Raw genomic sequence first — 23,900 nt, 5'->3', positions numbered from 1 at the left:
TTTAGTGCGGCGTGTCGGCCGGGGACACGCACGTTCGCGGCAAAAGGGGAGGCAAAGGGGGACGAATTTGGCGCTGAGCTGGTCGTCACCTAGACTCTAGGGGTTGCCGTGGGCAGACCTCGGCCGGCGCGAGTCGGCCCCGCGTGCCCTTCGGTAATGAAGACCACGCACGTCAGGCCTCGACGGCACTGTATGGGCGTGCACACGTTAACCAGGGCCGAGGAGATCTAGTGATTCAGCAGGAATCGCGGTTGAAGGTGGCCGACAACACCGGCGCCAAGGAGATCTTGTGCATCCGCGTGCTCGGCGGCTCGTCACGGCGGTACGCCGGTATCGGTGATGTCATCGTGGCGACCGTCAAAGACGCCATCCCCGGCGGCAACGTCAAGCGCGGGGAGATTGTGAAGGCCGTCGTGGTGCGCACCGTCAAGGAACGGCGCCGCGCCGACGGCAGCTACATCAAGTTCGACGAGAACGCGGCGGTCATCATCAAGCCCGACAACGACCCGCGTGGAACTCGCATCTTCGGCCCGGTGGGCCGCGAACTGCGTGAGAAGCGCTTCATGAAGATCGTGTCGCTGGCCCCGGAGGTGTTGTAAATGAAGGTCCACAAGGGCGACACCGTCCTGGTCATCTCCGGCAAGGACAAGGGCGCCAAAGGCAAGGTGTTGCAGTCCTACCCAACGCGCAACAAGGTGCTCGTCGAAGGCGTCAACCGGATCAAGAAGCACACCCCGATCTCGACCAATCAACGCGGCGCGCAGTCGGGTGGCATCGTCACGCAGGAAGCTCCGATCCACGTCTCCAACGTGATGGTCGTCGATTCCGACGGCAAGCCCGCCCGGGTGGGCTACCGGGTCGACGAAGAAACCGGCAAGAAGGTCCGCATCTCCAAGCGCAACGGCAAGGACATCTAGAGATGACGACTGCAGAAAAGGTTCAGCCGCGGCTGAAGGTGCGCTATCGGGAAGAGATCCGTGACGCGCTCAACCAACAGTTCGGCTACGTCAACGTCATGCAGATCCCGACTGTGGTCAAGGTCGTCGTCAACATGGGCGTCGGCGACGCCGCCCGCGACGCCAAGCTGATCAACGGCGCGGTCAACGATTTGGCGCTGATCACTGGGCAGCGGCCGGAGATTCGGCGGGCCCGCAAGTCGATCGCACAGTTCAAGCTGCGTGAGGGCATGCCGATCGGCGCCCGGGTCACGCTGCGCGGCGACCGGATGTGGGAGTTCCTCGACCGGCTCACCTCGATTGCGCTGCCGCGTATCCGCGACTTCCGCGGCCTGTCGCCCAAGCAGTTCGACGGCGGGGGCAACTACACGTTCGGGCTGAACGAGCAGTCGGTGTTCCACGAGATCGACGTGGACTCGATTGACCGGACACGCGGCATGGACATCACCGTCGTCACCTCGGCGACGACCGACGACGAAGGACGAGCGCTGTTGCGGGCCCTCGGCTTTCCGTTCAAGGAGAACTGAACAGATGGCGAAGAAGGCACTTGTCAACAAGGCCCAGCGCAAGCCGCGATTCGCGGTGCGCGCGTACACCCGCTGCAGCAAGTGCGGCCGTCCGCGTGCGGTGTACCGCAAGTTCGGGCTGTGCCGGATCTGCCTACGCGAGATGGCGCATGCCGGCGAATTGCCCGGCGTGCAGAAGAGCAGTTGGTAACCGGCCCCGAACAGTTGCGCAGCAGGCCCGGACGGGGAACCGCTGCGAGGAAGGTGATACGGCTGTCATGACCATGACGGATCCGATCGCAGACTTTTTGACACGTCTGCGCAACGCCAATTCGGCGTACCACGACGAGGTGAGTCTGCCGCACTCGAAGATCAAGGCCAACATCGCCGAGATCCTCAAACGCGAAGGCTACATCAGCGACTATCACATCGAAGACGCTCGAGTCGGCAAAGCGCTTGTCGTGCAGCTGAAGTACGGGCCGAGCCGCGAGCGCAGCATCGCCGGTCTGCGGCGGGTGTCCAAGCCGGGTCTGCGCGTCTACGCGAAATCAACCAACCTGCCGCGGGTGCTTGGCGGCCTGGGTGTGGCGATCATCTCGACCTCCTCGGGCCTGCTCACCGACCGTCAGGCAGCCAGACAGGGCGTGGGCGGCGAAGTCCTCGCGTACGTGTGGTGAGGGAGACGTAGAGATGTCGCGTATTGGTAAGCAGCCGATTCCGGTCCCCGCCGGTGTCGACGTGACGATCGACGGTCAGAACGTGTCGGTCAAGGGCCCCAAGGGCGCCCTGGAACTCAAGGTGTCGGACCCGCTGAGCGTCGCGCGAGACGACGACGGCGCGATCGTGGTGACCCGCCCAGATGACGAGCGGCGCAACCGTTCCTTGCACGGCCTGAACCGCACCCTGGTGTCCAACCTGGTCACCGGTGTGACGCAGGGCTACACCACGAAGATGGAGATCTTCGGCGTTGGTTATCGCGTGCAGCTCAAGGGCACCACGCTGGAATTCGCGCTCGGGTACAGCCACCCCGTAGTGATCGAGGCGCCGGAAGGCATCACGTTCGCGGTGGAGACGCCGACGAAGTTCTCCATCTCCGGGATCGACAAGCAGAAAGTCGGCCAGATCTCGGCGAATATCCGCCGGTTGCGCCGTCCCGACCCCTACAAGGGCAAGGGCGTGCGTTACGAAGGCGAGCAGATCCGCCGCAAGGTCGGAAAGACAGGTAAGTAGTCATGGCACAAACGCAAGCTGGTACCGCGCGGAAGCCGGTGGGGCAGAGCGTGTCCGCTGCTCGTCGCGCAGCCCGGCTGCGCCGGCATGCGCGGCTACGCAAGAAGATTTCGGGCACCGCGGAGCGTCCGCGCCTGGTGGTGCATCGGTCGTCGCGGCATATCCATGTGCAACTGGTCAATGACCTCAACGGCACCACGTTGGCGGCTGCTTCGTCGATCGAGGCCGATGTGCGCGGGGTCGATGGCGACAAGAAGGCCCACAGTGTGCGGGTCGGCCAGTTGATCGCCGAGCGGGCCAAAGCAGCCGGAATTGACACCGTGGTGTTCGACCGGGGTGGCTACACCTACGGCGGGCGGATCGCTGCGCTGGCCGACGCCGCGCGCGAGAGCGGGTTGAAGTTCTGATGAAACACAATGGAGGGACCGCATCATGACGGAGCAGCCGACTGCAGGGGCCGCCGCTCCGGACACCGGCGGCGCGACTCGCGGTGAGGGGCGTGGCGAAGGGCGCGAGAGCCGGGGACGTCGCGACGACCGCGGCGGGGGCCGTGGCCGCGACCGCGATAGCAATTACCTGGAGCGGGTCGTCACCATCAACCGCGTCTCGAAGGTGGTCAAGGGTGGACGCCGGTTCAGCTTCACCGCATTGGTCATCGTCGGCGACGGCAACGGGATGGTCGGTGTCGGCTACGGCAAGGCCAAGGAGGTGCCGGCCGCGATCGCCAAGGGCGTCGAAGAGGCGCGCAAGGGCTTCTTCCGGGTGCCGCTGATCGGTGGCACCATCACCCACCCGGTGCAGGGTGAGGCGGCGGCCGGCGTGGTGCTGTTGCGACCGGCCAGCTCCGGTACCGGAGTGATCGCCGGCGGTGCCGCACGTGCGGTGCTCGAATGTGCCGGTGTGCGCGACATTCTGGCCAAGTCGCTGGGCAGCGACAACGCGATCAACGTGGTGCACGCGACGGTGGCGGCGCTCAAGCTGCTGCAGCGGCCCGAAGAAGTGGCCGCTCGACGTGGGCTGCCGATCGAGGACGTCGCACCGGCCCGCATGTTGAAGGCGCGGCGGGAAAGCGAAGCGCTGGCAACGAATGCAGCGCGTGAAGGAACGGCATAGCCATGGCAGACTTGAAAATCACCCAGGTGCGCAGCACCATCGGTACTCGCTGGAAGCAGCGGGAAAGCTTGCGTACCCTGGGACTGCGGCGAATTCGCCATTCGGTCGTCCGCGAAGACAATGCTCAGACTCGCGGGCTGATCGCGGTGGTGCGCCACCTCGTCGAGGTAGAACCTGCGGAGGCGAAGAAGTGACGATCAAACTTCACGACCTGCGGCCCGCGCCCGGGTCGAAGACCAAACGCACCCGTGTCGGTCGGGGTGAGGGATCCAAAGGCAAGACTGCCGGCCGCGGCACCAAGGGCACCAAGGCCCGCAAGAACGTGCCGGTGACCTTCGAAGGTGGGCAGATGCCGATCCACATGCGGCTGCCCAAGTTGAAGGGTTTCCGCAACCGATTCCGCACCGAATACGAGGTCGTCAATGTCGGCGACATCAATCGGCTGTTCCCGCAAGGCGGTTCAGTCGGTGTCGACGAGCTGGTTGCCAAGGGCGCGGTGCGCAAGAACTCACTGGTGAAGGTGCTCGGCGACGGCAAGCTCGCGGTCAAGGCCGACGTCACCGCCCACAAGTTCAGCGGCAGCGCCCGGGAGAAGATCACCGCCGCGGGCGGCTCGGTCACCGAACTGTAGCGAGACCACTGGCGCGAGCGTGCGTGTCCCCGGCCGCCACGCCGCACTCAGCACCGGGTTTACGCACGCTCGCCGCGGCTACGTCTGCGGTCGAGCGCCCAGCACGTCGCGAAACAGCGTCTGGCGCAGCGCGATTTCCCGCGGATCGCTCCACAGGTGAAAACCCAGCCGGTTCATTACATACCCGAACCCGATACCGGTGTCCGGGTCGGCGAACCCGAACGAGCCACCGAGCCCCGGCGTGCCGAACGCCCTGTCGGACGAGCCGAAGCAGAAGTGTGACACCGGTTTGCAATAGCCCAACGAGAAGACCGAGTCGACATGCAGCACCTTGTCGTGTAGCCCGCCGGTCGGAGTGACCGCCGGCTGGGTAAGCGCATCGAGAGCGGTTGCGGCTAAACCGAGTTCGCTGCCTCCGGTCGCCGCGCAACCGTAGGCTTTCGCGACCGAGCGGGCGGTGCCGATTCCGTTGGCGGCGGGAATCTCGACGGTACGGACGTCTTCGCGGTTGTAGTCGCGCATCGCGTCGACGTCGTGGGGCAACATAGCGGCTCGGCTGGTGAGGCCGAAGGGATTCAGTAAGCCCAGCGCGACACGCGGCGGCAGCGTATTGAGGTGTAAGAGCGCCTCGGAGCGTCGCCAGCCGTGCAAGTGGGCGACGAGGCCGCGGTCCACCGAGGCGGGCAATCCGATGTGCAGGTCCAGACCAAGCGGAGTAGCGACTTCGTCGGCGAAGAATCGGCCCAACGATCGGCCCGCCGGATCGGCGTGCCGGATCAATTCGGACTCATACCAGCCCAGCGTGATGGCGTGATAGCCGTGCCGCGTTCCCGGTGGCCAGACCGGAGCCTGTGCTGCCAGCACCGCCGACAGCTTGTCTGGATCGGCCAGGTCGGCCAGTCGCAGCGGTGCATCCAGCACGGGTAGTCCAGCTTGATGAGACAGCAGCTGCCGCACGGTTACCTCGGCCTTGCCGGCCTGCGCAAACTCCGGCCAGTGATCGGTGACCTTGGCGTCGTAGTCGAGGAGGCCGCGGGAGGCGGCGACGGCAACCGCAAGGGAGGCAATGCCTTTCGTCGTCGAGAACATGTTGACCATCGTGTCGTGGCGCCACGGTTCCTTGGTGATGCCGTTGCGGTAGCCGCCCCACAGATCGACGACTTTGACGCCGTTGCGGTAGACGGCGACGGCGGCGCCGACCTCACGGCCGCGGGAGAAATTGGCCCGAAACGCGTCGGCGACCTTGCCATACCCCTCGTCGACGTTGCCGTCGATCAGATCCGGCGACACGGTGACTTTGAGGACCATCGGGTGTTTATATCGCGACCCGCCGCCGAGGACCGCCGAATCGCCATTTCTTCGGTGTGTGAAGGTGCGCAAACCCGGAAAATTGCTCGGCGTGTCGACCGGAAACACGCACGCTCGCGCGGATTAGGCGATCTGTGGGATCACCTCAGCGGCAAGGCGTTCCATTTGCTCACGGTCTTGCGCGACGTCGTCGCCGACGGGGTTGAGCAGGATCATCTGAGCGCCGGCGTCGATCACTTCCCGCAGTCCGCGGGCGACGTCGTCGGGAGTGCCGCAGACCGGGACCGCGTCGATGCCGCGCATCTGGCCGTAAATGCGCCGTAGCCCGGCGATCACACGTTCGCGGGCCTTGGCGGCGTCGTCGTCGACCATCAGATAGACACGCTTGCCGATGGTGAACCGCGCGGGATCCTTGCCCTGGTCTGCGAGCTCGCGCCGCACTGTGTCGACGGCCTGGGCGAAGTTGGCTGTGGTCGACGAGCCGGCACCCAGAAACGCATCGCCATGGCGCACCGCCCGAGCCAGCGCCTGCGGTGCCTGTCCACCAAACCAGATCGGTGGGTGGGGCCGCTGCACGGGTTTCGGCTGGATCGGCAGATCGTCAACCTGACGGAACCGGCCGTGAAACGTCACCCTCGGCTGATCGGACCAGGCCGCCTTCATCAATTGCAGACCTTCGGTGAAACTGCGCACGAAGGTCGCCTTCTCCACCCCGAAGGCTGAGAACTGGCGAAAGCCGCCGCCGGTTCCGACCCCGACGTCCAGCCGCCCGTGACTGAGTCGATCGACGGCAGTCACCGCCGCGGCCAGTTGCAGTGGATCATGCAGTGACGCAACGAGCACCGCCACGCCCAGCCGCAGCCGCTCGGTGCAGGCCGCCGCGAAGGCCAGCAGCTCCAGCGGCGCCAGCAGAGGCGCTTGGCCGACAACCTGCTCCAGCGTCCAACCGCCGTCAAACCCGAGCTCCTCGGCGCGGGCAAGGTAGGACCGCACACCCGCCGCATCGAAGCCGGTCGAGTCCAGTTGAGGGATGGAGATCGAAAACCTCATCCTGCTCACCGTAGGCCGCCGCGGTGACCTGGGCCATCGGTAGGCTCGACGCCATGCTTGGTTTCCTGCCCGACCCGCCCGGCGCTGACGGGGTGCGCGCTCTGGTACGTCGCGTCGACGCCGCCCGCCACCACGGCATCCCCAACGGGTGCGTACTCGAACTCGACTTGTACGGCGCACCGCCGGAGACGGGCGGCTTCGACCCGCTGGCGATCATCAGCGCCGGTGGCCGGCCACTCGTACTGCGCGAAGCCGTCGCCGCAATTTACCGGGCCGCCGACGACCCTCGGGTCGCCGGCCTGATCGCACGGGTGCAGCTTCCGGCCGCCTCGCCCGGTCCGGTTCAGGAGTTGCGGGACGCCATCACCGCGTTCACCGCCCTCAAGCCGTCGTTGGCCTGGGCTGAGACCTACCCGGGCACGCTGTCGTACTACCTGGCTTCGGCGTTCGGTGAGGTATGGATGCAGCCGGCGGGTAGCGTCGGGCTGATCGGCTTCGCCACCAACGCCCTGTTCCTGCGTGAGGCCCTGGACAAGCTCGGTATCGAAGCCCAGTACGTCGCCCGCGGCGAATACAAGTCGGCGGCCAACCGCTACACCCAGGACCGCTACACCGACGCGCACCGCGAAGCCGACACCCGGCTGTTGGAGAGCCTGCGTACGCAGGTGTGGCAGGCGGTTTCCGAATCTCGCAAGATCGACCTCGATGCCGTCGATGCACTGGCCGATCGTGCGCCACTGCTGCGCGACGATGCGGTGAGCGCCAACCTCATCGACCGCATCGGCTACCGCGACGAAGCTTACGCGCGGATCGCGGAACTCGTTGGCGCCGAAGGCATCTCGCCGGAGACCGGCGACGCCGACAGCGATAACGCGCCGGCACGGCTCTACCTGGCCCGCTACGCCCGTGCGAGCGTTCCGCGGTCGGCGCCCTTGCCGCCGATTCCCGGTCGCCGGCCCAAACCGACCGTCGCCCTGGTCACCGTTGCCGGCATGATCGACAGCGGGCGTGGCGGTCCCCGAGTGTTCCCGTTCGGGACATCCAGCGTCGGCGCCGACACCATCGCGGCGGCGCTGCGCGAAGCCGCGGCCGACGCGTCGGTGTCGGCGATCGTGTTGCGTGTCAATAGCCCGGGCGGCGTGGTCACCGCGTCCGAAGTCATCTGGCGCGAGGTCGCCAAGGCCCGCGGTCGCGGCAAGCCGGTGGTCGCGTCGCTGGGTGCGGTTGCCGCATCCGGCGGCTACTACATCTCGATGGGCGCCGACGCGATCGTGGCGAATCCGGGAACGATCACCGGTTCGATCGGTGTGGTGACCGGAAAGCTGGTCGCCCGAGACCTCAAGGATCGGCTGGGGGTCGGGTCAGATTCGGTGCGCACCAACGCCAATGCCGACGCATGGTCGGTTAATGCGCCGTTCACCCCAGAACAGCATGCCCAGGTCGAAGCGGAGGCCGACCTGATCTACACCGACTTCGTGGAGCGCGTCGCGGAGGGCCGGCACCTGAGCGCGGCGGCGGTCGAGGAAGTGGCCCGGGGCCGGATCTGGACCGGCGCCGACGCCCTCGAGCATGGCTTGGTCGACGAGCTCGGCGGACTGCGTACCGCGCTGCGCCGGGCGAAGGTGCTCGCCGGCCTCGACGAAGATGCCGAGGTCCGGATCGTCAGCTACCCCGGATCCTCGTTGTGGGAGTTCCTCCGGCCGCGTCCGTCGTCGCAACCGGCCGCCGCGTCGCTGCCGGACGCGGTGGGCGCGTTGATCGGCCAGTCGGTCGTCGGACTTGTGGACCAGGCTGAGCGGACGCTGACCGGCGCGAGCGTGCTATGGCTGGGGGAGTCGCGGCTTTAGCCCGCCAGCGTCCCGCTGACGAAAATGATCTCGCCCAGCGGGTCGTCGTCGTCGATTGCGGGAACTTCGAGTCCGTTGCGCACGAACAGTTCCGCGCGCGTGACATCGTTGACTGCCCATCCTTTGCCATGCAGGTATTCGACGACGTGGTTGCGCTCGCCGGCGTACACCAACGACGCCATATCGATGTCGATGCCTTGTTCCCGCAGCGGCGCCGACATTTCCCGAACCCGCTCAGCGTCGAAATTTCGGATGCCCGGTACATATTCGGTGGCGATGGTGCTGCCCGGCACGCTCAGCGCGGTGATGTTGTCGAACAACCGGTCTTGGGCTTCGGGCGGTAGGTAAATCAGCAGTCCTTCGGCCAGCCAGGCCGTCGGCGCGCTGATGTCCAGGCCGGCCTCCTGCAGCGCCGCCGGCCAATCCGAGCGCAGGTCGATGCGGATGGTGCGCCGCGTCGCGGTCGGATCAGCGTCGATGCCGGCCAGTGTGGTGGTTTTGAAATCGACGACCTGGGGCTGGTCGATCTCGTAGACCACCGTCTCGGCCGGCCACTGCAACCGGTAGGCGCGTGAGTCAAGTCCGGAGGCCAGTATCACTGCCTGGCGCACGCCGGTTCCCATGGCGTCCAGGAGGTAGTCGTCGAAGTACTTGGTGCGCACCGCGATTCCGTCGATCATCGCCTGTACGCGGGCCGGTGATGCGTTCTCGATGGTCGACAGATCCAGCTCGTCGTCGATCATCTTGACGAAGAAGTCCAGCCCTACTGCGCGCACCAACGGCTCAGCGAACGGGTCGTTGATCAGTCCGCGGGCATCCTTCGTCGCCATCGCCCGACCCGCGGCGACCATGGTCGCGGTCGCGCCCACGCTGGAGGCCAGATCCCAGCTGTCATCATGTGTGCGTGCCATCGGTGTCCCTATCCGAGCGTCGCTGAGACGTAGCTCATCTTGCCGAAGACAGCCATCAAATCGCCGTCCGGATATTCAAAGCCGTTGCGGTCATACAGCTCCCGGATCGGGTAGGGGCTCACCTGCCAATCGCGGTTGGAGAGGTAATCGACGACGATGCTGCGTTCGCCCTGATAGAACAGGTCGGCCATGTCGACGTCGAAACCGAGTCGGCGCCACCGTTCGCTGATCCGCTGCGCATGGTCGCCGGAGAAGGCGTCGGGCTCAGGGAAGTGCTCGGTGGCCAGCCGGCTACCCGGAGCGCTGAGCGCGGTGATGTTGTCGAACAACCGGTCCTGGGCCTCCGGAGGCAAATAGGGCAGCAGCCCTTCGGCGCTCCACGCGGTCGGTTGGTCGGGGTCGAAACCGCCCTCTTTCAGGGCTGCCGGCCAGTCGTCGCGCAGGTCGATGCCGATTGTGCGGCGCTGCGCCGACGGTGTGGCGCCGAAATCGGCAAGGGTGCTGGTCTTGAAGTCGATGACCTGCGGCTGGTCGATCTCGTAGACCACGGTGCCCGCCGGCCACCGCAGTCGATAGGCCCTGGTGTCCAGGCCGGAGGCCAGGATCACCGCTTGCCGTACGCCGGCCTCTGTGGCGCTGGTGAAGAAGTCGTCGAAAAACCTTGTGCGTACCGCCATTTGCTCCGTGCGCGTTTTGCGGTTGAGCCACGGATCGTCATCCAGGCTGACCTCGCCGTCGATCAGCCGGATGAACGGAGTAAGGCCGACCGCACGGACCAGTGGATCGGCGAACGGATCGTCGAGCAGCGCGTCGGGGCCCTGCGAGGCCAGCGCGCGCGAGGCCGCCACCATCGTCGCGGTGGCACCCACGCTGGAGGCCAGATCCCAGGTGTCGTCGTGAGTTCGTGCCATTGGGTCCTCCTAGATTGGGCTGTGCCGAGTCGCTGCGATCGGCGCTAGTTCAGGGTGGCGCTGACGTAGCGCAGGTCACCGAACGGCATGTCTTCCTCGTCGATCGGCGGAAGACCGTTGGCGGCAAACAAATCCCGGACGCTGTCGCCGGTGACCCGCCAACCGTGGCCGGATAGGTAGGGTGCGGCTTCGTTGCGGTCGCCGAAATAGACCAGCTCGGTCATGTCGAGGTCGAAACCATGCTCGCGCCACCGCTGCGAGGCCTTCTGCATCCGTTCTTTCATCTTTTGCTCGTCGGCGGGCACGGGGTTGGACACGCTTTCGGTGGCGAACCGGCTACCCGGTGCACTGAGCGCAGTGATGGTGTCCAGCAGTCGGTCTTGTGCTTCCGCAGGCAAATAGCCCAACAAGCCCTCAGCGCTCCACGCCGTCGGCTTGCTCGGATCGAACCCGGTCTCGCGCAGCGCGGTGGGCCAGTCGTCGCGCAAATCGATGGCGACCGCGCGCCGCTCTGCGGTGGGTTCGGCGCCCAGCTTGGCCAGCGTGCCGGACTTGAACTCGATGACCTGGGGCTGGTCCACCTCGTAGACCACCGTCCCGGCCGGCCACGCCAATCGGTAGGCGCGGGCATCCAGACCGGATGCCAAAATGACCACCTGGCTGATGCCGGACTGCGTCGCATCGAGAAAGAATCCATCGAAGAACTTGGTCCGCACGGCCATGTTGTCGGCCATGCGGTGTGCGCCGGCCCGGTCGTCGTCGTCCTGCAGGTCGGCGGGGTTCAACTCGCCGCTGGCCATCCGGGTGAACAGATCGATACCGACGGCCCGCACCAGCGGTTCAGCGAACGGATCGTTGATCAACGGGCGTTCGGTACGAGTCGCCACCGCCCGAGCGGCCGCGACCATGGTGGCGGTTGCCCCCACGCTCGAAGCGAGATCCCAGGTGTCGTTATCCGTCCGCGCCATATCTGCTCCTTCAAAGTCGTTACTTAGCCAATGTAACTTGCTTAGCGCTGGGTGGCCACTTGAGGCACGTATCTTGCGGTTTTGCGTGTCATAACTGGCCAGTCGCGCCACGCTTTGGGCATGCCCTATTCGGTGGTAGGCAAGCGGGTGCTGATTACCGGTGCATCGTCGGGCGTGGGCGCCGCTTTGGCCCAACAACTCGCTGCCGACGGCGCGGTGGTCGGCCTAGTCGCCCGCCGGCGTGAGCGGTTGGACGCGGTGCTGACCGCCTGCCGGCGAAGCTCGCCGGATTCGCAGATGTGGGTCGCCGACCTGGCCGACACCGCGGCCATCGATCCGCTGGCCGTTGCGGCATGGGAGGGCCTCGGTGGCATCGACGTGTTGGTCAACAATGCGGCGATCCCGAAGCGCCGGGCGGTCAGCGAGTTGGAGCCGGCGGCGGTGGAGGCGGTCATGGGGGTCAACTTCTTTGCGCCGATGCGGCTGGTGCTGGCGGTGCTGCCGCGGATGCTGGCCCGCGGTGTGTTCGCCGACCCGTTCTCGGTTTCACTGCACGCGATCACCCGCCACCTGCTGCCACGGTCGGGCCGGGTTCGTTCGGCTGGTCAGTGATGGTTTGGCCAACAAAGACATCGCCACAAGGCTTTTCATCTCGCCTCGCACCGTGGAAACCCATCTCAGCCACGTCTATGCAAAACTCGACTTCGCCTCGCGCGTGCAGCTAGCGCAGGAAGCCGCCCGCCGTAGCTGAGCCACATTCGTTCACAGTCGGAGCATCTCGCGTCCCATGCAGGAGCGCTCGAGGAATCCATAGCGCTTCGGGTAGTTCCGGTGCGGCTGGCAGCCAGACGGTGTCGAGATGATCGACAGCCGGCGCATCGCGGCGACGACGATACCCCGCACCTCAGTCCGCCAATGAAAAGTATTCGGCCGCAACGGTATCGCTGCCGCGGTACCGAAGACAACCTCGTGCTCGCTGATGAGGATCGGCGCCCGGGAAGTCGTGCCGGGATGTTGCTTGGGGGCCGTGGCGCCGGTGACCATCGTGGCGTTGCCGTTAACGATGTTCATGACAGGTCCTTCTGCTTTCCTGTTGATGCTTCGACTATGCGACTTGGTCGGACGAAGTCCATCGGTGGTTGCGCGCAAATCTGCAGACGAGGTCGTAGATTTTGCGCGACGGCTACGGTGGTCATCCGCGTTTCCGCTGAGAGGCGGCCCGCCGAGTGAGCTGCTCAGTGTCGCTTTGAGGCACGCGGAATCGTGGGCCGCATCTCGCTCGATCAATCGCGATGGTCATGGCAGTCTCCCGAAGGGCGTCGGTGAAGTACCGTCGCCCCACAAAGTCTTGTCGCCGGAGCCACGCACCACACGCGTAGCGGACTACCTGTGTTCGGGGCGGCTGGGGTCGTCGATCGCCCGCCCAGCTTGATGCACGATGCGAAAAGCCAGTCGATCGCGCGCTGGTAATACATTACAGTTAATGTATGAAGACCATCACGGTCAATGTAAGCGAGCCGGTCTATGAGGACTTCCAGCGTGCTTCAAAACGTCTTGGCCGTCCCACCTCGGAGCTGATTCGCGAAGCCATGGAGGAGTACCGGCGCGAACGCCTTCGCCCGCGTAACAATCTGCGCGACTTTCGGCCGCGCTCGCTCGGCGCGGTACTCAAGCCGTTGGCAGCCGAGGACGATCTACTGTCGGAGATGCTCGGGTCCGAATCGTGATCGGCGTCGACACGAGCTTCCTGGTCGGCTTGACCGCCGAAGAACACCCTTCGCACCGCACGTGTTGGGAACTATTCGATGGCGAGATTGTCGGCAAACCGGCGTCGATGGCCATTACGGCGCAGGTGCTGACCGAGTTCTGTCACGTCGTCACCGACGAACGACGGTTCGAGCGACCCCTCCACATGGCTGCAGCACTGGACCTATGCGAGCAGTGGTGGCATGCCCAAGAGTCGCGCGTGGTGGTCGCCGATGCCGAAGTGGGCGCGGTCTGGTTGGTGTGGATGCGCGAGCTGAGATTAGGAAGGAAACGGCTGCTCGACACGATGCTCGCCGCAACTTATTACCGGGCCGGCGTTCGCCGCCTTGCGTCGACCAATTGGCGTGACTTCGCCGGTTACGGAGTCTTCGAGCTGGAGCGTCTGTAGGCGAGCCCGCCCACGACTCCTGACGCGCTGATATGCGCGGTCCACCCACGTCTACAACAAGCTGGGAATCACCGCCCGCATGCAACTCGGCGCAGGAAGTGGCTTGTCATTCGCGGTAGCTCCAGGCGCGCAGTTGCTCGGCGATCGTGTCGAGATCGGGGAGTGCGCCGGTGGCAACCTGGATGACGAATTCGAAGCGGTCATCCTCCGGGGCGCTGATCCACTGGTCGTTGACCGCGAGGAACGTCCGGCAGGCTGTCCATGCCGTTCGCTTGTTTCCATCGACCAGCGCGTGGTTTCGCACCAGGGAATGCAGCAGCGCTGCCGCCTTGAGGTGCACATCGGAATAAGCGTCCTGACCGAAAACCGTTGCGCGGGGGCGGGCCAAGGCTGACTCGAGCAAGCCGTAATCGCGGACTGCCGCGTCGGCCCCGCCGACCTCGCGGGCTATGTCGAGCAGGTCGTCGAGATCGAGGTACTCGATCATGCGTCTTTGAGACGCTCCAGGACCCCGGCCTCCTCGCGCAGTACCCGGTCCAGCGCCGTCGCAACCTTCGCTTTGTGCGTCCGCCGTGCGATGTATTCGTCAATGGCCGACAGCGCGACCGCCTGCATCGAGCGTCCCTCGGCGGCGGCTTGCTTGCGCAGCGCTTCGGTTTGCTCGGCACTGGTCCGCAACGTCATACCCATACCCCGGATGATACCGGAGTGATACCACCCCCAGCTATGGCCCGTGAGTGACGAATCTGCATGTGTTAACATGCATGCATGCGGACGACCGTGGAAATTACCGATCAGCAGCATCGCGCGCTCAGTGCGATTGCTCAGCGCCGCGGGGTGCGCGGTTTCTCGGCGCTCGTCCAGGAGGCACTGGATGCGTATTTGGGGAGTATGAACAGCGACGAGACAGACCTGCTGTTGGGACTCGAAGGCGCGCTCACGGACTCCGAGACACAAGAGGTGCAGTCATGCATCAAGGACGTAAGGGCTAGATGGCGGGCCTCGTAATTGTCGACACTGATCTTGTGGTCGATTTTCTTCGTGGCAAGGGACCCGGAGTACCGCTGGTGCGCGAGTTGATCACCGACCACCGCTTTCGGGTGACCGCGATAACCGCATTCGAATTACGCGTCGGTACGGATTTCTTGGCTCGCCGGGATGACATTCTCCGCCTGGTGCGTTCACGGGCTTTTCCGCTGGATCCGGTTAGTGCGCTACGCGCCGGGGATGTGGCCGCAACGCTGCGGACGGCCGGCCAAGATATCGGCATGGCGGATTGTCTGCAGGCGGGTATCTGTTTGAACTTCGAGTTGCCCTTCGCGACTCGGAACCGCAAGCACTTCGATCGCGTGGCGGGCTTGCAATTGTTCGACGTCGCTTGACCTGCTACATCGGATTGGCGCGCAGATACGAGTAGATCCCAGCAAATCCCGCGTTGACGTCCTCCGGGATGGGCACCGGCCCACCGAGAGCTCGTGCACCCCAGACGATTTGGGCGGTCCGCTCAACCAGCGCCGTGACGTGCAACGCCTTGCCCGGCCGCGGTGCGACGGCCACCATGCCGTGATTGGCGATCAGCGCCGCCGCGCGGCCCTCCAAAGCCTTGACCGCGTTTGCGCCGACGTCGGGTGTTCCGGACGCGGCGTACTCGGTGCAGCGGATATCCCCACCGCAGTACACCGCGAACTCGTCGATGCAGGCCGGAATCGATTGATGCGCAACGGCGAACATGGTCGCCCACACCGGATGGCTGTGGATCACGCTGCCGATGTCGTCAAAAGCCTTGAAACAAGCCAGGTGCAGCTGCATTTCCGTCGACGGTGATCGACCGTCGGCAGCCTGCAGCACGCTGCCTTCCGGATCTACCAGCACCAGATCCTCGAGCCTCATCTCGGCGTAGTCGACCGATGACGGGGTGATGACCAGGTTGCCGTCCTCGCGTCGCGCCGAGATGTTGCCCGCGGTCCCTTCGACCAGACCGCGCCGCAGCATGTCCTTGGCGGCCGCCAGCACCGCGGCTTCGGGGTTATCAACGAATCTCACGAGGCGAGCACCTCCGGGTTGACGATATGCGCCGGCCTACGACCGGACAGCAGCGCTTCCAAATCGTCGGCGACCATCTGCGCCTGTCGCGCTTCAGTGTTCCACGTCGCGCCGCCAATATGGGGGGTGAGCACCACATTCGGCAAGCTCACCAGCGGGTGATCGGTCGGCAGCCATTCGCCGACGAAGTGGTCCAGTCCGGCGGCCCCGACCTTGCCGCTGCGCAGCGCCTCGACGAGTGCATCGGTGTCATGCAGCTGGGCCCGCGCCGTGTTGAGGAACACCACGCCGTCCCGCATCGCGGCGAATTGCTCGGCGCCGATCAGCCCGGTGGTGTCGTCGGTGACTGGCGCGTGCAGCGAGACGATGTCGGCCTCGGCGAGTAGTTCGTCGAGGCTGTGGCGGGCATCGTCGTTGTACGGGTCGTACGCGATCACCTGCATGCCCAATCCGGTCAGCCGCCATTGCACCGCGCGGCCGACCGCTCCGAGGCCGACCAGTCCGGCCGTCAAACCCGCGACTTCGGCCGCCCGGAATCGCTGATACGGAATCATGCCGTCGCGGAACACTTCTCCGGCCCGCACGTCGGCATCGGCGGCCAGCACATGCCGGGTGGCAGCGAACAGCAGCGCCACCGTCATCTCGGCGACGGCGTCGGCGTTGCGGCCCGGCGTGTTGAGCACCGGGATGCCGGCCGCGGTGGCGCCGGCGATATCGACGTTGTTCGGGTCGCCGCGGGTGGAGGCGATCGCCCGCAAACCGAGCTCGAACACCGGCCCGCTAACTGAATCGCTTTCCACCACAACGATATCGGCGCTCTCAGCAGAAATCCGGTCGGCCAGCTGCTCGGCGGTGTAAATCCGCAGCGGCCGCTGGTCGATCCACGGGTCGTAGACCACGTCGACCAGCCGCCGCAACGTGTCGAACCCATCGCCACGCAGTGGCGCCGTCACCAAAGCACGCGTCACGACTGCCAATGCTGGCGTACGGTGACGGCCGTGTCACGCGCAGAGGTCACAATCGGCATCGACATCGGCAGCACCGCCGTCAAAGCCGTCGCCGCCGACGAGAACGGCCGGGTGACTGCGCGGGCACGTATCCCGCACCAGCTTCGCGTGCCCGCCCCCGACCGGCTGGAGCACGACGCCGACGCAGCGTGGCGAGCAGGCCCGCTGGCCGCGGTGGACCAACTGGCCCGCCATGACGCCCGCGCGATGGCCGTCTCGGCGATGGTGCCGTCGCTGACCGCGGTCGATGCGGCCGGCCGGCCGATCACGCCCGGGCTGCTCTACGGCGACAGCCGTGGCCGCGTCCCGGTCACCGACACCTCGTTCCCGCCGGCAGGGGAGACGGCCGAGTTTCTGCGCTGGACGGCAGCCCAAGCGCCCGAGGCCGCCGGGTACTGGCCCGCGCCGGCGGTGGCCAACCATGCGCTGGCCGGCGACGCAGTTGTGGATTTCGCCACCGCTTATACGACCCTTCCGCTGTTCGACGGCACCGGCTGGAACGAGCAAGCCTGCGCGGAATGTGGTGCCGGCGCCGGCCGCATGCCGCGGGTGGACGCCCCGGGCGCGGCGGCGGCGCAGGCGCCCGACACCGACGCTGTGCTGGCGGTTGGGGCCATCGACGCACTGTGCGAGCAGCTGGTGGCCGGCGCCGACCACGACGGCGACGTGCTGGTGCTGTGTGGCACCACGCTGATCGTGTGGGCGACGATTCCCGAGTGGCGGCAGGTGCCGGGTTTGTGGACGATTCCGCACACCGCGGCGGGGAAGAGCCAGATCGGCGGTCCGAGCAACGCCGGCGGCCTGTTCTTGAACTGGGTGGACCGCATCCTGGGACCGGGCGACCCGAAAACCGCTGAGCCGCGGCGAGTTCCGGTGTGGTCACCGTATGTACGTGGCGAACGCACGCCCTACCATGATCCGGACCGCCGCGCGGTGCTCGACCGGCTGGATCTCACCCACGACGCCGCGGCGCTGCGACGGGCCGCCTACGAGGCGTCCGGCTTCGTCGTCCGCCAGCTCGTCGAACGCAGCGGTGCCCCGGCGTCGCGCATCGTGGCAGCCGGCGGCGGCACCCGCGTGCTGCCTTGGATGCAGGCCATCGCCGACGCCACCGGCCTGCCGGTGCAGGTCTCAGCGGTCGCCGAGGGCGCGGCGCTGGGAGCGGCTTTCCTGGCCCGGCTGGCCGTCGGCCTGGAATCGTCGATGACCGACGCTGCGCGATGGGCCAGCACCGAATGTGTCGTCGAACCCGATCCGGCATGGACGAGTGCCACCGACGAGCGCTACCACCGATTTCTAGAGCTGGCCGACCGCCCGTCGACGCCTACCGAACGGCAGTGACCGCCAGGGTGTTTTGGGTGGGTATCGGCGTTTCCGGCAACTCGAGGCCGGCGTCGGTGAACAGGTCGGCGCGGCTGCGTGTCGACACCTGCCAGCCGCGTTCGGTCAGATAATCGGTCACCGGGTTGCGTTCACCGCGGTACACCAGCGAGGACAGGTCGACGTCGAAACCGTGTTTGCCCCACCGCTCGGTCATCGCTTTCGCTCGCTCGTCGAGCATCGGTGGACCGTCGGGGTGGTATTCGGTGGCCAGCCGACTGCCCGGCGCGCTAAGCGCGGTCACGGTGTCGAACAGCCGGTCCTGCGCGTCCGGCGGCAGATACAACAGCAGACCTTCGGCGCTCCAAGCGGTCGGCTTGCTTTCGTCGAACCCGTTGCGGCGCAACGCTGCCGGCCAGTCTTCCCGCAGATCGATGGGCACAGTTCGGCGCTCGGCGGTGGGGCGGGCGCCCAGTTTCGACAACGTCGACGTCTTGAACTCGACCACCTCGGGCTGGTCGATTTCATAGACGACAGTGCCGTCCGACCAGGCCAGCCGGTAGGCCCGCGAGTCCAGACCGGCGGCCAAAATGACGGCCTGGTGAATTCCTGCGGCGCTGGCGTCGGTGAAGAAGTCGTCGAAGAAGCGGGTGCGCACCGCCATCACATGGGTGAGCCGCTGCAGATTGAACTCCGCGTCTTCGTCGGCGCCGGGAACCTCGATCTGACCGTCGAGCAGCCGGGCGAAGAAGTCGACGCCCACCGCCCGCACCAGCGGGTCGGCGAACGGGTCATCGATCAACGGCTCGGGCTCTCTGCTGGCCAACGCGCGGGCAGCGGCGACCATCGTCGCCGTCGCGCCCACACTCGACGCCAGATCCCAGCTGTCACTTTCGCTGCGTGTCATGGGTACATCCTGATATTTAGCCAATGTAATGAGCCACCGAAACTGTACGCCTGCGTGCGGGCGTTCGCTGCCTGCGCTGTTACTCTCGTAGACTGCTTGACGCGCATATTCTGGCCTGCGGGTCGGCGCGTAATACAGGACAACCCGTTGCTGGCCAGACCAGCCCATTGGCATGCCGCGACCAGAGCCCGGCTGCGCAGGAGGAAGAGTGCTTTCGGCTTTCATCTCATCGCTGCGAACAGTCGATCTGAGACGGAAGATCCTGTTCACGATCGGCGTCATCATTCTCTACCGGGTCGGCGCGTCGCTGCCGTCGCCCGGCGTGAACTACCCGAACGTGCAGAAGTGCATTGCCCAGGTCAGCGGCGGGGAAGCCGCACAAATCTACTCGCTGATCAACCTGTTCTCCGGCGGCGCGCTGTTGCAGTTGACGGTGTTCGCAGTCGGGGTGATGCCCTACATCACCGCGAGCATCATCGTGCAGCTGCTCACGGTGGTCATCCCGCGGTTTGAGGAACTGCGCAAGGAAGGCCAGTCCGGCCAGGCCAAGATGACGCAGTACACCCGCTACCTGGCGATCGCGTTGGCCATCCTGCAGGCCACCAGCATCGTGGCGCTCGCCGCCAATGGCGGGCTGCTGCAGGGCTGCAGCCTGGACATCATCGACGACCAGAGCATTTTCACCCTGGTCGTCATCGTGCTGGTGATGACCGGCGGCGCGGCGTTGGTGATGTGGATGGGCGAGGTGATCACCGAACGCGGTATCGGCAACGGGATGTCGCTGCTGATCTTCGTCGGTATCGCCGCCCGGATTCCGGCCGAGGGCAAATCGATCCTGGACAGCCGCGGCGGGGTGATCTTCACGGCGGTGTGCGTGGCCGCGCTGATCATCATCGTCGGCGTCGTGTTCGTCGAGCAGGGCCAGCGCCGTATCCCGGTGCAATACGCCAAACGCATGGTGGGCCGGCGGATGTACGGCGGCACGTCGACGTATCTGCCGCTCAAGGTCAACCAGGCCGGCGTTATCCCGGTCATCTTCGCGTCGTCGCTGATCTACATCCCGCATCTGATCACCCAGCTGATCCGCAGCGGCACCGGCGGCGCGGGAAACAGTTGGTGGGACAAGTTCGTCGGCAACTACCTCACCGACCCGGCCAGCCCGGTCTACATCGCCATCTACTTCGGGCTGATCATCTTCTTCACCTACTTCTACGTGTCGATCACCTTCAACCCCGACGAACGTGCCGACGAGATGAAGAAGTTCGGCGGCTTCATTCCCGGTATCCGACCCGGCCGGCCGACCGCTGACTACCTGCGCTTTGTGCTGAGCCGCATCACACTGCCGGGTTCGATCTACCTCGGTGTGATCTCGGTGCTGCCGAACCTGTTCCTGGAGATCGGCAATACCGGACAGGTACAGAACCTGCCGTTCGGCGGCACCGCGGTTTTGATCATGATCGGCGTCGGTTTGGACACCGTCAAACAGATCGAGAGCCAGCTCATGCAGCGCAACTACGAAGGGTTCCTGAAGTGAGAGTGGTTTTGCTCGGACCGCCCGGGGCGGGCAAGGGCACCCAGGCCGTCAAGCTGGCCGACAAATTCGGGGTTCCGCAGATCTCCACCGGCGACCTGTTCCGCGGCAATATCAGCGCGGGCACCAAACTCGGCTTGGAAGCCAAGCGCTACCTCGACGCCGGCGACTTGGTGCCCTCTGAGCTGGCCAACGCGCTGGTCGAAGACCGGATCGACCAGCCCGACGCGGCCTCCGGGTTCATCTTGGACGGCTACCCCCGTTCGGTGGAGCAGGCCAGGGCGCTGCACGAGATGCTCGAACGGCGAGGAGCCCCGCTCGATGCGGTGCTGGAATTCCGGGTGTCCGAAGAGGTGCTGCTCGAGCGCCTCGAGGGGCGCGGCCGCGCCGACGACACCGAGGAAATCATTCATAACCGGATGAAGGTCTACCGCGACGAGACGGCGCCCTTGCTGAAGTACTACCAGCATGAGCACGAACTGAAAACCGTCGACGCCGTCGGCACTGTCGACGAAGTGTTCGCCCGAGCTTTGCAGGCGCTGGGCAAATAACCGTGATCGGCGGACTGCGAAGTCGCAAGGTCGTGCCGCAGCGCAGCTCCGGTGAACTCGACGCGATGGCCGCCGCGGGCGCCGTCGTGGCTGTCGCGCTGGGCGCAGTGCGGAAGGCCGCCGCACCCGGGGTGTCGACGCTGAACCTCGACGAGATCGCCGAATCAGTGATCCGCGACGCCGGCGCCACACCGTCGTTTCTGGGCTATCACGGGTACCCGGCATCGATCTGCTCGTCGGTCAACGATCGAGTGGTACACGGCATCCCATCCGCCACCGAGACCCTGGCCGCCGGCGACCTGGTGTCCATCGACTGCGGCGCCATCCTGGACGGTTGGCACGGCGACGCGGCGATCACCTTCGGGGTCGGGCAGCTCATCCCCGCCGACGAATTGCTGTCCCAGGCGACCAGGGAGTCGATGCAGGCCGGAATCGCGTCCATGGTTGCCGGCAATCGGCTCACCGACGTCTCGCACGCCATCGAGAGCGCCACCCGCGCCGCCGAAGCCCGTTACGGCCGCGCCTTCGGCATCGTCGAGGGCTACGGCGGTCACGGCATCGGCCGGCAGATGCACATGGACCCCTTCCTGCCCAACGAAGGCGCCCCGGGACGCGGACCGCTGCTGGCTGTCGGATCGGTACTGGCCATCGAGCCGATGCTCACACTGGGGACCCGCAAAACCAAGGTGCTCGACGACGAGTGGACGGTCACTACCGCCGACGGCTCGCGTGCTGCACACTGGGAGCACACGGTCGCGGTCACCGAGGACGGGCCCCGCATCCTGACCCTCGGCTAACCGGGACCGGTGCACCGGGTGTGAACCGAATAAGGTCCGCACTCGTGTCACCACCGGAAGGTTGTCGATGGACACTCCGGAAACCGGCCCGGTGCGGCTGCCCTATGCGGAGCACGCCGCGGCTTTGTGGCGCTACGCGTTCCGGCTGACCGGTGACCAGACCCGCGCTCAAGACGTCGTGGACGAGGCCCTGTCACGCGCGCAGCAGCATCCCGGGGTTCTCGACGACGCCGAGCGGTCGGCGCGTGCCTGGCTGTTCAGCCAGGCCCGAAACATGGTCGGCGACGACCGGCACAACGCCGGGCTGATGCCATCGGACGGCTCGGGGGCGCTGCAACCGGCGCGCAACCCGGCGCTGGACCGCATGCTGGTCGGCGACGCGATGGCGGAATTGCCCATGGAGCATCGGGCAGTGCTTCGTCGCTCGTACTACCAGGGGTTGACCACCGGAGAAATCGCCGACGATCTCGGGATTGCCGAGGGTACCGTGAAATTGCGGCTTCACCATGCTCTGCGAACCCTGCGACAAGCCCTGCTAGAAATGGGGGTGGCGCAATGACCGCCTTCGACTGCGCCGAATACTCCACCTGGGACGCCGCATATGCGCTGGGCTCACTGTCCGGCGCCGACCGGCAGGAGTTCGAGCGGCACATGGGCAGTTGCCCATCATGCCGGGAAGCCGTCGCCGAATTGTCCGGCATGCCCGGTCTGCTATCACTGCTCGACGGCAACGAGGTACTCGCGATCGAGACGGGCGATGTCCGGTGGGATATCCCGCCGCTGCCCGCGGCGCTGACGACGCCGGAGCGACGGTTGCAAGCCGTCCCAGATCACGGGGTGCCGCCAGAAACGGTCTTTCCGGTCTTTCGCGCCGGCAACTACGCCCCGGTACATGACGAGCTGACCGCCTTCGATCTGCCGGTCGAGGGAGCCATTCCGCCTGGGTTGGACGGCTGGTATCTGCGCAACGGTCCGAACCCGCGGGTGGACGTCGGCCACTGGTGTGTCGGGGACGGGATGGTGCACGGTGTTCGGCTGGAAAACGGTCGGGCAGCGTGGTACCGCAACCGTTGGCTGCGCACCGAGAGTTTCGAAAATCCCCTCCCGCTGTACAACCCCGACGGCTCTCGGAACCTGCACTCGAGCGTCGCCAACACCCATGTTGTTCGCCATGCCGGCAAAACGCTTGCGCTGATGGAATTCTCGTTACCGTACGAGATCAGCAACGATCTCAAAACGTTGGGTGCCTACGACTTCGGCGGCAAGTTGGCCGATTCGATGACCGCCCACCCCAAGATCTGCCCCGTCACCGGCGAACTGCACTTCTTCGGATCCGGCAACATCCTGGAGCCGCATGTCACCTATCACCGCGCGGATGCCGACGGTCAGCTGGTTGTCAACCGCCCCATCGACGTTCCCGCGCTGACCCTGATGCACGACTTCGCACTGACCGCTGAGCACGTCGTGTTCATGGACCTGCCGCTGGTGTTCGACCCGCGCCTGGCGCTCGCCCAACAGGACGAATTGGACCTGCCCTACCGGTGGGACGACAACCACCCGGCTCGGCTCGGCGTGCTGCGCCGGGACGATCCCTACGGTCCGATGTGCTGGTTCGAGATTGAGCCGTGCTACGTGTTCCACATCGCGAATGCGTACGACAGCGCCAACACAATTGTGCTGGAGGTTGTCCGCTACCCCGAAATGTGGCGCGACACTAGCGAATTCGGAATCGATGCGGCATTGTGGCGCTGGTCTCTTGATCTGGACACCGGGTCCGTCGCGGCGACCCAGCTCGACGACCGCGGGGTCGAGTTCCCGCGCGTCGACGACCGGCTGGTCGGTGCGGCCGCTCGCTACTCGGTCGCGGTCGGCGGCGGCGCCCTGGTGCGCTATGACCTCGAACGTGACAGTGCCTCCGAACACCGGTTTGCCGCCGACGGCCAGCTTGGTGCACCCAGCGAGGCGGTGTTCGCACCGGCCACCGACCACACTGACGAATCGGCCGGCTGGTACCTGACGTACGTGTATGACCCGATACGCGACAGCAGCGACCTGGTCATCATCGATGCTTCCGACTTCGACGGCGAACCCGCTGCGCGCATACAGCTGCCGCGCAGGGTCCCGCACGGCTTCCACGGCAACTGGCTGCCCGCCTGAG

Annotated in this window: 33 protein-coding genes and 1 pseudogene; 23 read left to right on the top strand and 11 right to left on the bottom strand. The window is 65.9% G+C overall.

The genetic code is table 11. The annotated features are described in order from the left end of the window. Positions 1-230 precede the first annotated feature (230 nt). The 10 genes from rplN to rplO all read left to right on the top strand — a co-directional run bounded on the left by rplN (position 231) and on the right by rplO (position 4,436). The gene (gene rplN, locus AC5Y49_RS15145; protein ID WP_499888321.1) at positions 231-599 is read left to right on the top strand and encodes a 50S ribosomal protein L14; all 369 of its coding nucleotides are present in this window, start codon (positions 231-233) and stop codon (positions 597-599) included. After that, positions 600-917: a 50S ribosomal protein L24 gene (rplX, locus tag AC5Y49_RS15140; RefSeq protein WP_499888318.1), complete on the top strand. Its 318-nt coding sequence runs from the start codon at positions 600-602 to the stop codon at positions 915-917. It abuts the gene before it with no gap. 2 nt (positions 918-919) lie between these two features. Further along, complete coding sequence (gene rplE, locus AC5Y49_RS15135) at positions 920-1,483, top strand: 50S ribosomal protein L5 (protein WP_499888316.1); 564 nt, start codon at positions 920-922, stop codon at positions 1,481-1,483. 4 nt (positions 1,484-1,487) lie between these two features. Beyond that, positions 1,488-1,673 carry a type Z 30S ribosomal protein S14 gene (locus AC5Y49_RS15130; protein WP_065015691.1) on the top strand — a complete coding sequence of 62 codons (186 nt, stop codon included), beginning with the start codon at positions 1,488-1,490 and terminating at the stop codon, positions 1,671-1,673. A 67-nt stretch (positions 1,674-1,740) separates the two neighbouring features. Then, a complete protein-coding gene (gene rpsH / locus AC5Y49_RS15125) occupies positions 1,741-2,139 on the top strand; it encodes a 30S ribosomal protein S8 (RefSeq protein WP_499888314.1) in 399 nt (132 codons plus the stop codon). A gap of 13 nt (positions 2,140-2,152) precedes the next feature. Next, on the top strand, positions 2,153-2,692 hold the full coding sequence (gene rplF, locus AC5Y49_RS15120) for a 50S ribosomal protein L6 (protein ID WP_499888311.1): 540 nt from the start codon (positions 2,153-2,155) through the stop codon (positions 2,690-2,692). 38 nt (positions 2,693-2,730) lie between these two features. Beyond that, on the top strand, positions 2,731-3,099 hold the full coding sequence (gene rplR / locus AC5Y49_RS15115; protein WP_197495356.1) for a 50S ribosomal protein L18: 369 nt from the start codon (positions 2,731-2,733) through the stop codon (positions 3,097-3,099). 25 nt (positions 3,100-3,124) lie between these two features. Then, positions 3,125-3,805: a 30S ribosomal protein S5 gene (gene rpsE / locus AC5Y49_RS15110; protein WP_499888308.1), complete on the top strand. Its 681-nt coding sequence runs from the start codon at positions 3,125-3,127 to the stop codon at positions 3,803-3,805. A gap of 2 nt (positions 3,806-3,807) precedes the next feature. Further along, the gene (gene rpmD, locus AC5Y49_RS15105) at positions 3,808-3,999 is read left to right on the top strand and encodes a 50S ribosomal protein L30 (protein ID WP_499888305.1); all 192 of its coding nucleotides are present in this window, start codon (positions 3,808-3,810) and stop codon (positions 3,997-3,999) included. Further along, positions 3,996-4,436, top strand: coding sequence for a 50S ribosomal protein L15 (rplO, locus tag AC5Y49_RS15100; protein ID WP_499888301.1), 441 nt, complete (start codon positions 3,996-3,998; stop codon positions 4,434-4,436). The genes rpmD and rplO overlap by 4 nt, the downstream gene beginning before the upstream one ends. Before the next feature lie 78 nt (positions 4,437-4,514). Here the strand turns inward: rplO and AC5Y49_RS15095 are convergent, their stop codons facing one another. Beyond that, complete coding sequence (locus tag AC5Y49_RS15095) at positions 4,515-5,744, bottom strand: serine hydrolase domain-containing protein (protein WP_499888297.1); 1,230 nt, start codon at positions 5,742-5,744, stop codon at positions 4,515-4,517. Between the two features lie 123 nt (positions 5,745-5,867). After that, a complete protein-coding gene (locus AC5Y49_RS15090; RefSeq protein WP_499888294.1) occupies positions 5,868-6,794 on the bottom strand; it encodes an LLM class flavin-dependent oxidoreductase in 927 nt (308 codons plus the stop codon). Positions 6,795-6,847: 53 nt separating this feature from the next. Here AC5Y49_RS15090 and sppA point away from each other — a divergent pair, with 53 nt between their 5' ends. Then, a complete protein-coding gene (gene sppA / locus AC5Y49_RS15085; protein ID WP_499888291.1) occupies positions 6,848-8,641 on the top strand; it encodes a signal peptide peptidase SppA in 1,794 nt (597 codons plus the stop codon). On the opposite strand, the gene AC5Y49_RS15080 is transcribed toward sppA, so the two are convergent. From AC5Y49_RS15080 to AC5Y49_RS15070, 3 genes are read right to left on the bottom strand one after another with little or no spacing between them, the layout of a single operon-like run. Beyond that, a complete protein-coding gene (locus tag AC5Y49_RS15080; protein ID WP_499888289.1) occupies positions 8,638-9,552 on the bottom strand; it encodes a class I SAM-dependent methyltransferase in 915 nt (304 codons plus the stop codon). The two genes, sppA and AC5Y49_RS15080, sit on opposite strands and share 4 nt — an antisense overlap. Before the next feature lie 8 nt (positions 9,553-9,560). Then, on the bottom strand, positions 9,561-10,463 hold the full coding sequence (locus AC5Y49_RS15075) for a class I SAM-dependent methyltransferase (RefSeq protein WP_499888287.1): 903 nt from the start codon (positions 10,461-10,463) through the stop codon (positions 9,561-9,563). 44 nt (positions 10,464-10,507) lie between these two features. Continuing rightward, the gene (locus AC5Y49_RS15070; RefSeq protein WP_499888285.1) at positions 10,508-11,431 is read right to left on the bottom strand and encodes a class I SAM-dependent methyltransferase; all 924 of its coding nucleotides are present in this window, start codon (positions 11,429-11,431) and stop codon (positions 10,508-10,510) included. A 120-nt stretch (positions 11,432-11,551) separates the two neighbouring features. Between AC5Y49_RS15070 and AC5Y49_RS15065 the strand changes: the two genes are divergently transcribed. Both AC5Y49_RS15065 and AC5Y49_RS15060 read left to right on the top strand, forming a co-directional pair. Continuing rightward, positions 11,552-12,043, top strand: coding sequence for an SDR family NAD(P)-dependent oxidoreductase (locus AC5Y49_RS15065; protein WP_499888283.1), 492 nt, complete (start codon positions 11,552-11,554; stop codon positions 12,041-12,043). Then, a pseudogene (locus AC5Y49_RS15060) lies at positions 12,027-12,182 on the top strand (response regulator transcription factor); the annotation flags it as partial. The gene AC5Y49_RS15065 and the pseudogene AC5Y49_RS15060, both read left to right, overlap by 17 nt. 11 nt (positions 12,183-12,193) lie before the next feature. Here AC5Y49_RS15060 and AC5Y49_RS15055 read toward each other — a convergent pair. Beyond that, the gene (locus AC5Y49_RS15055) at positions 12,194-12,502 is read right to left on the bottom strand and encodes a hypothetical protein (RefSeq protein WP_499888281.1); all 309 of its coding nucleotides are present in this window, start codon (positions 12,500-12,502) and stop codon (positions 12,194-12,196) included. Positions 12,503-12,918: 416 nt separating this feature from the next. On the opposite strand from AC5Y49_RS15055, the gene AC5Y49_RS15050 reads away from it, so the two are divergent. Together AC5Y49_RS15050 and AC5Y49_RS15045 are read left to right on the top strand one after the other, a co-directional pair. Further along, entirely contained in the window at positions 12,919-13,158 is a 240-nt protein-coding gene (locus AC5Y49_RS15050) for a ribbon-helix-helix protein, CopG family (RefSeq protein WP_499888279.1), read from the top strand. Continuing rightward, positions 13,155-13,586, top strand: coding sequence for a type II toxin-antitoxin system VapC family toxin (locus AC5Y49_RS15045; RefSeq protein WP_499888278.1), 432 nt, complete (start codon positions 13,155-13,157; stop codon positions 13,584-13,586). The genes AC5Y49_RS15050 and AC5Y49_RS15045 overlap by 4 nt, the downstream gene beginning before the upstream one ends. 106 nt (positions 13,587-13,692) lie before the next feature. Here AC5Y49_RS15045 and AC5Y49_RS15040 read toward each other — a convergent pair whose 3' ends face one another. Then, complete coding sequence (locus AC5Y49_RS15040; RefSeq protein ID WP_499888276.1) at positions 13,693-14,073, bottom strand: type II toxin-antitoxin system death-on-curing family toxin; 381 nt, start codon at positions 14,071-14,073, stop codon at positions 13,693-13,695. Further along, the gene (locus AC5Y49_RS15035) at positions 14,070-14,276 is read right to left on the bottom strand and encodes a CopG family transcriptional regulator (protein ID WP_499888274.1); all 207 of its coding nucleotides are present in this window, start codon (positions 14,274-14,276) and stop codon (positions 14,070-14,072) included. The genes AC5Y49_RS15040 and AC5Y49_RS15035 overlap by 4 nt, the downstream gene beginning before the upstream one ends. A 78-nt stretch (positions 14,277-14,354) precedes the next feature. Between AC5Y49_RS15035 and AC5Y49_RS15030 the strand changes: the two genes are divergently transcribed. Together AC5Y49_RS15030 and AC5Y49_RS15025 are read left to right on the top strand one after the other, a co-directional pair. After that, entirely contained in the window at positions 14,355-14,594 is a 240-nt protein-coding gene (locus AC5Y49_RS15030) for a hypothetical protein (protein ID WP_499888273.1), read from the top strand. Continuing rightward, positions 14,579-14,968: a type II toxin-antitoxin system VapC family toxin gene (locus tag AC5Y49_RS15025; RefSeq protein WP_499888272.1), complete on the top strand. Its 390-nt coding sequence runs from the start codon at positions 14,579-14,581 to the stop codon at positions 14,966-14,968. Before AC5Y49_RS15030 ends, AC5Y49_RS15025 begins: the two co-directional genes overlap by 16 nt. 4 nt (positions 14,969-14,972) lie before the next feature. On the opposite strand, the gene AC5Y49_RS15020 is transcribed toward AC5Y49_RS15025, so the two are convergent. After that, positions 14,973-15,629, bottom strand: a complete 657-nt coding sequence (locus AC5Y49_RS15020; RefSeq protein ID WP_499888270.1) for an L-fuculose-phosphate aldolase — start codon at positions 15,627-15,629, stop codon at positions 14,973-14,975. After that, entirely contained in the window at positions 15,626-16,606 is a 981-nt protein-coding gene (locus tag AC5Y49_RS15015; RefSeq protein WP_499888268.1) for an NAD(P)-dependent oxidoreductase, read from the bottom strand. The genes AC5Y49_RS15020 and AC5Y49_RS15015 overlap by 4 nt, the downstream gene beginning before the upstream one ends. 21 nt (positions 16,607-16,627) lie before the next feature. On the opposite strand from AC5Y49_RS15015, the gene AC5Y49_RS15010 reads away from it, so the two are divergent. Further along, positions 16,628-17,977 (top strand): xylulokinase, encoded by a 1,350-nt coding sequence (locus AC5Y49_RS15010; protein WP_499888265.1) that lies wholly within the window; start codon positions 16,628-16,630, stop codon positions 17,975-17,977. Here AC5Y49_RS15010 and AC5Y49_RS15005 read toward each other — a convergent pair. Next, positions 17,961-18,863 carry a class I SAM-dependent methyltransferase gene (locus AC5Y49_RS15005; protein ID WP_499888263.1) on the bottom strand — a complete coding sequence of 301 codons (903 nt, stop codon included), beginning with the start codon at positions 18,861-18,863 and terminating at the stop codon, positions 17,961-17,963. The genes AC5Y49_RS15010 and AC5Y49_RS15005 overlap by 17 nt on opposite strands. Before the next feature lie 208 nt (positions 18,864-19,071). On the opposite strand from AC5Y49_RS15005, the gene secY reads away from it, so the two are divergent. The 5 genes from secY (at position 19,072) to AC5Y49_RS14980 (ending at position 23,899) form a co-directional block, all read left to right on the top strand. Beyond that, positions 19,072-20,397 (top strand): preprotein translocase subunit SecY, encoded by a 1,326-nt coding sequence (gene secY / locus AC5Y49_RS15000; RefSeq protein WP_499888261.1) that lies wholly within the window; start codon positions 19,072-19,074, stop codon positions 20,395-20,397. Then, on the top strand, positions 20,394-20,945 hold the full coding sequence (locus AC5Y49_RS14995; RefSeq protein ID WP_499888259.1) for an adenylate kinase: 552 nt from the start codon (positions 20,394-20,396) through the stop codon (positions 20,943-20,945). Before secY ends, AC5Y49_RS14995 begins: the two co-directional genes overlap by 4 nt. After that, a complete protein-coding gene (map, locus tag AC5Y49_RS14990) occupies positions 20,942-21,742 on the top strand; it encodes a type I methionyl aminopeptidase (RefSeq protein WP_499888813.1) in 801 nt (266 codons plus the stop codon). The genes AC5Y49_RS14995 and map overlap by 4 nt, the downstream gene beginning before the upstream one ends. A gap of 67 nt (positions 21,743-21,809) precedes the next feature. After that, on the top strand, positions 21,810-22,301 hold the full coding sequence (locus AC5Y49_RS14985; protein WP_499888257.1) for a sigma-70 family RNA polymerase sigma factor: 492 nt from the start codon (positions 21,810-21,812) through the stop codon (positions 22,299-22,301). Beyond that, the gene (locus AC5Y49_RS14980; protein ID WP_499888255.1) at positions 22,298-23,899 is read left to right on the top strand and encodes a carotenoid oxygenase family protein; all 1,602 of its coding nucleotides are present in this window, start codon (positions 22,298-22,300) and stop codon (positions 23,897-23,899) included. Before AC5Y49_RS14985 ends, AC5Y49_RS14980 begins: the two co-directional genes overlap by 4 nt. Position 23,900: the final 1 nt, after the last annotated feature.

The sequence above is a fragment of the Mycobacterium sp. NGS62 genome (genome assembly GCF_059812285.1).
Note: the sequence above shows the minus strand (reverse complement) of the source record. Positions and strands in the feature narration are given on the sequence as shown.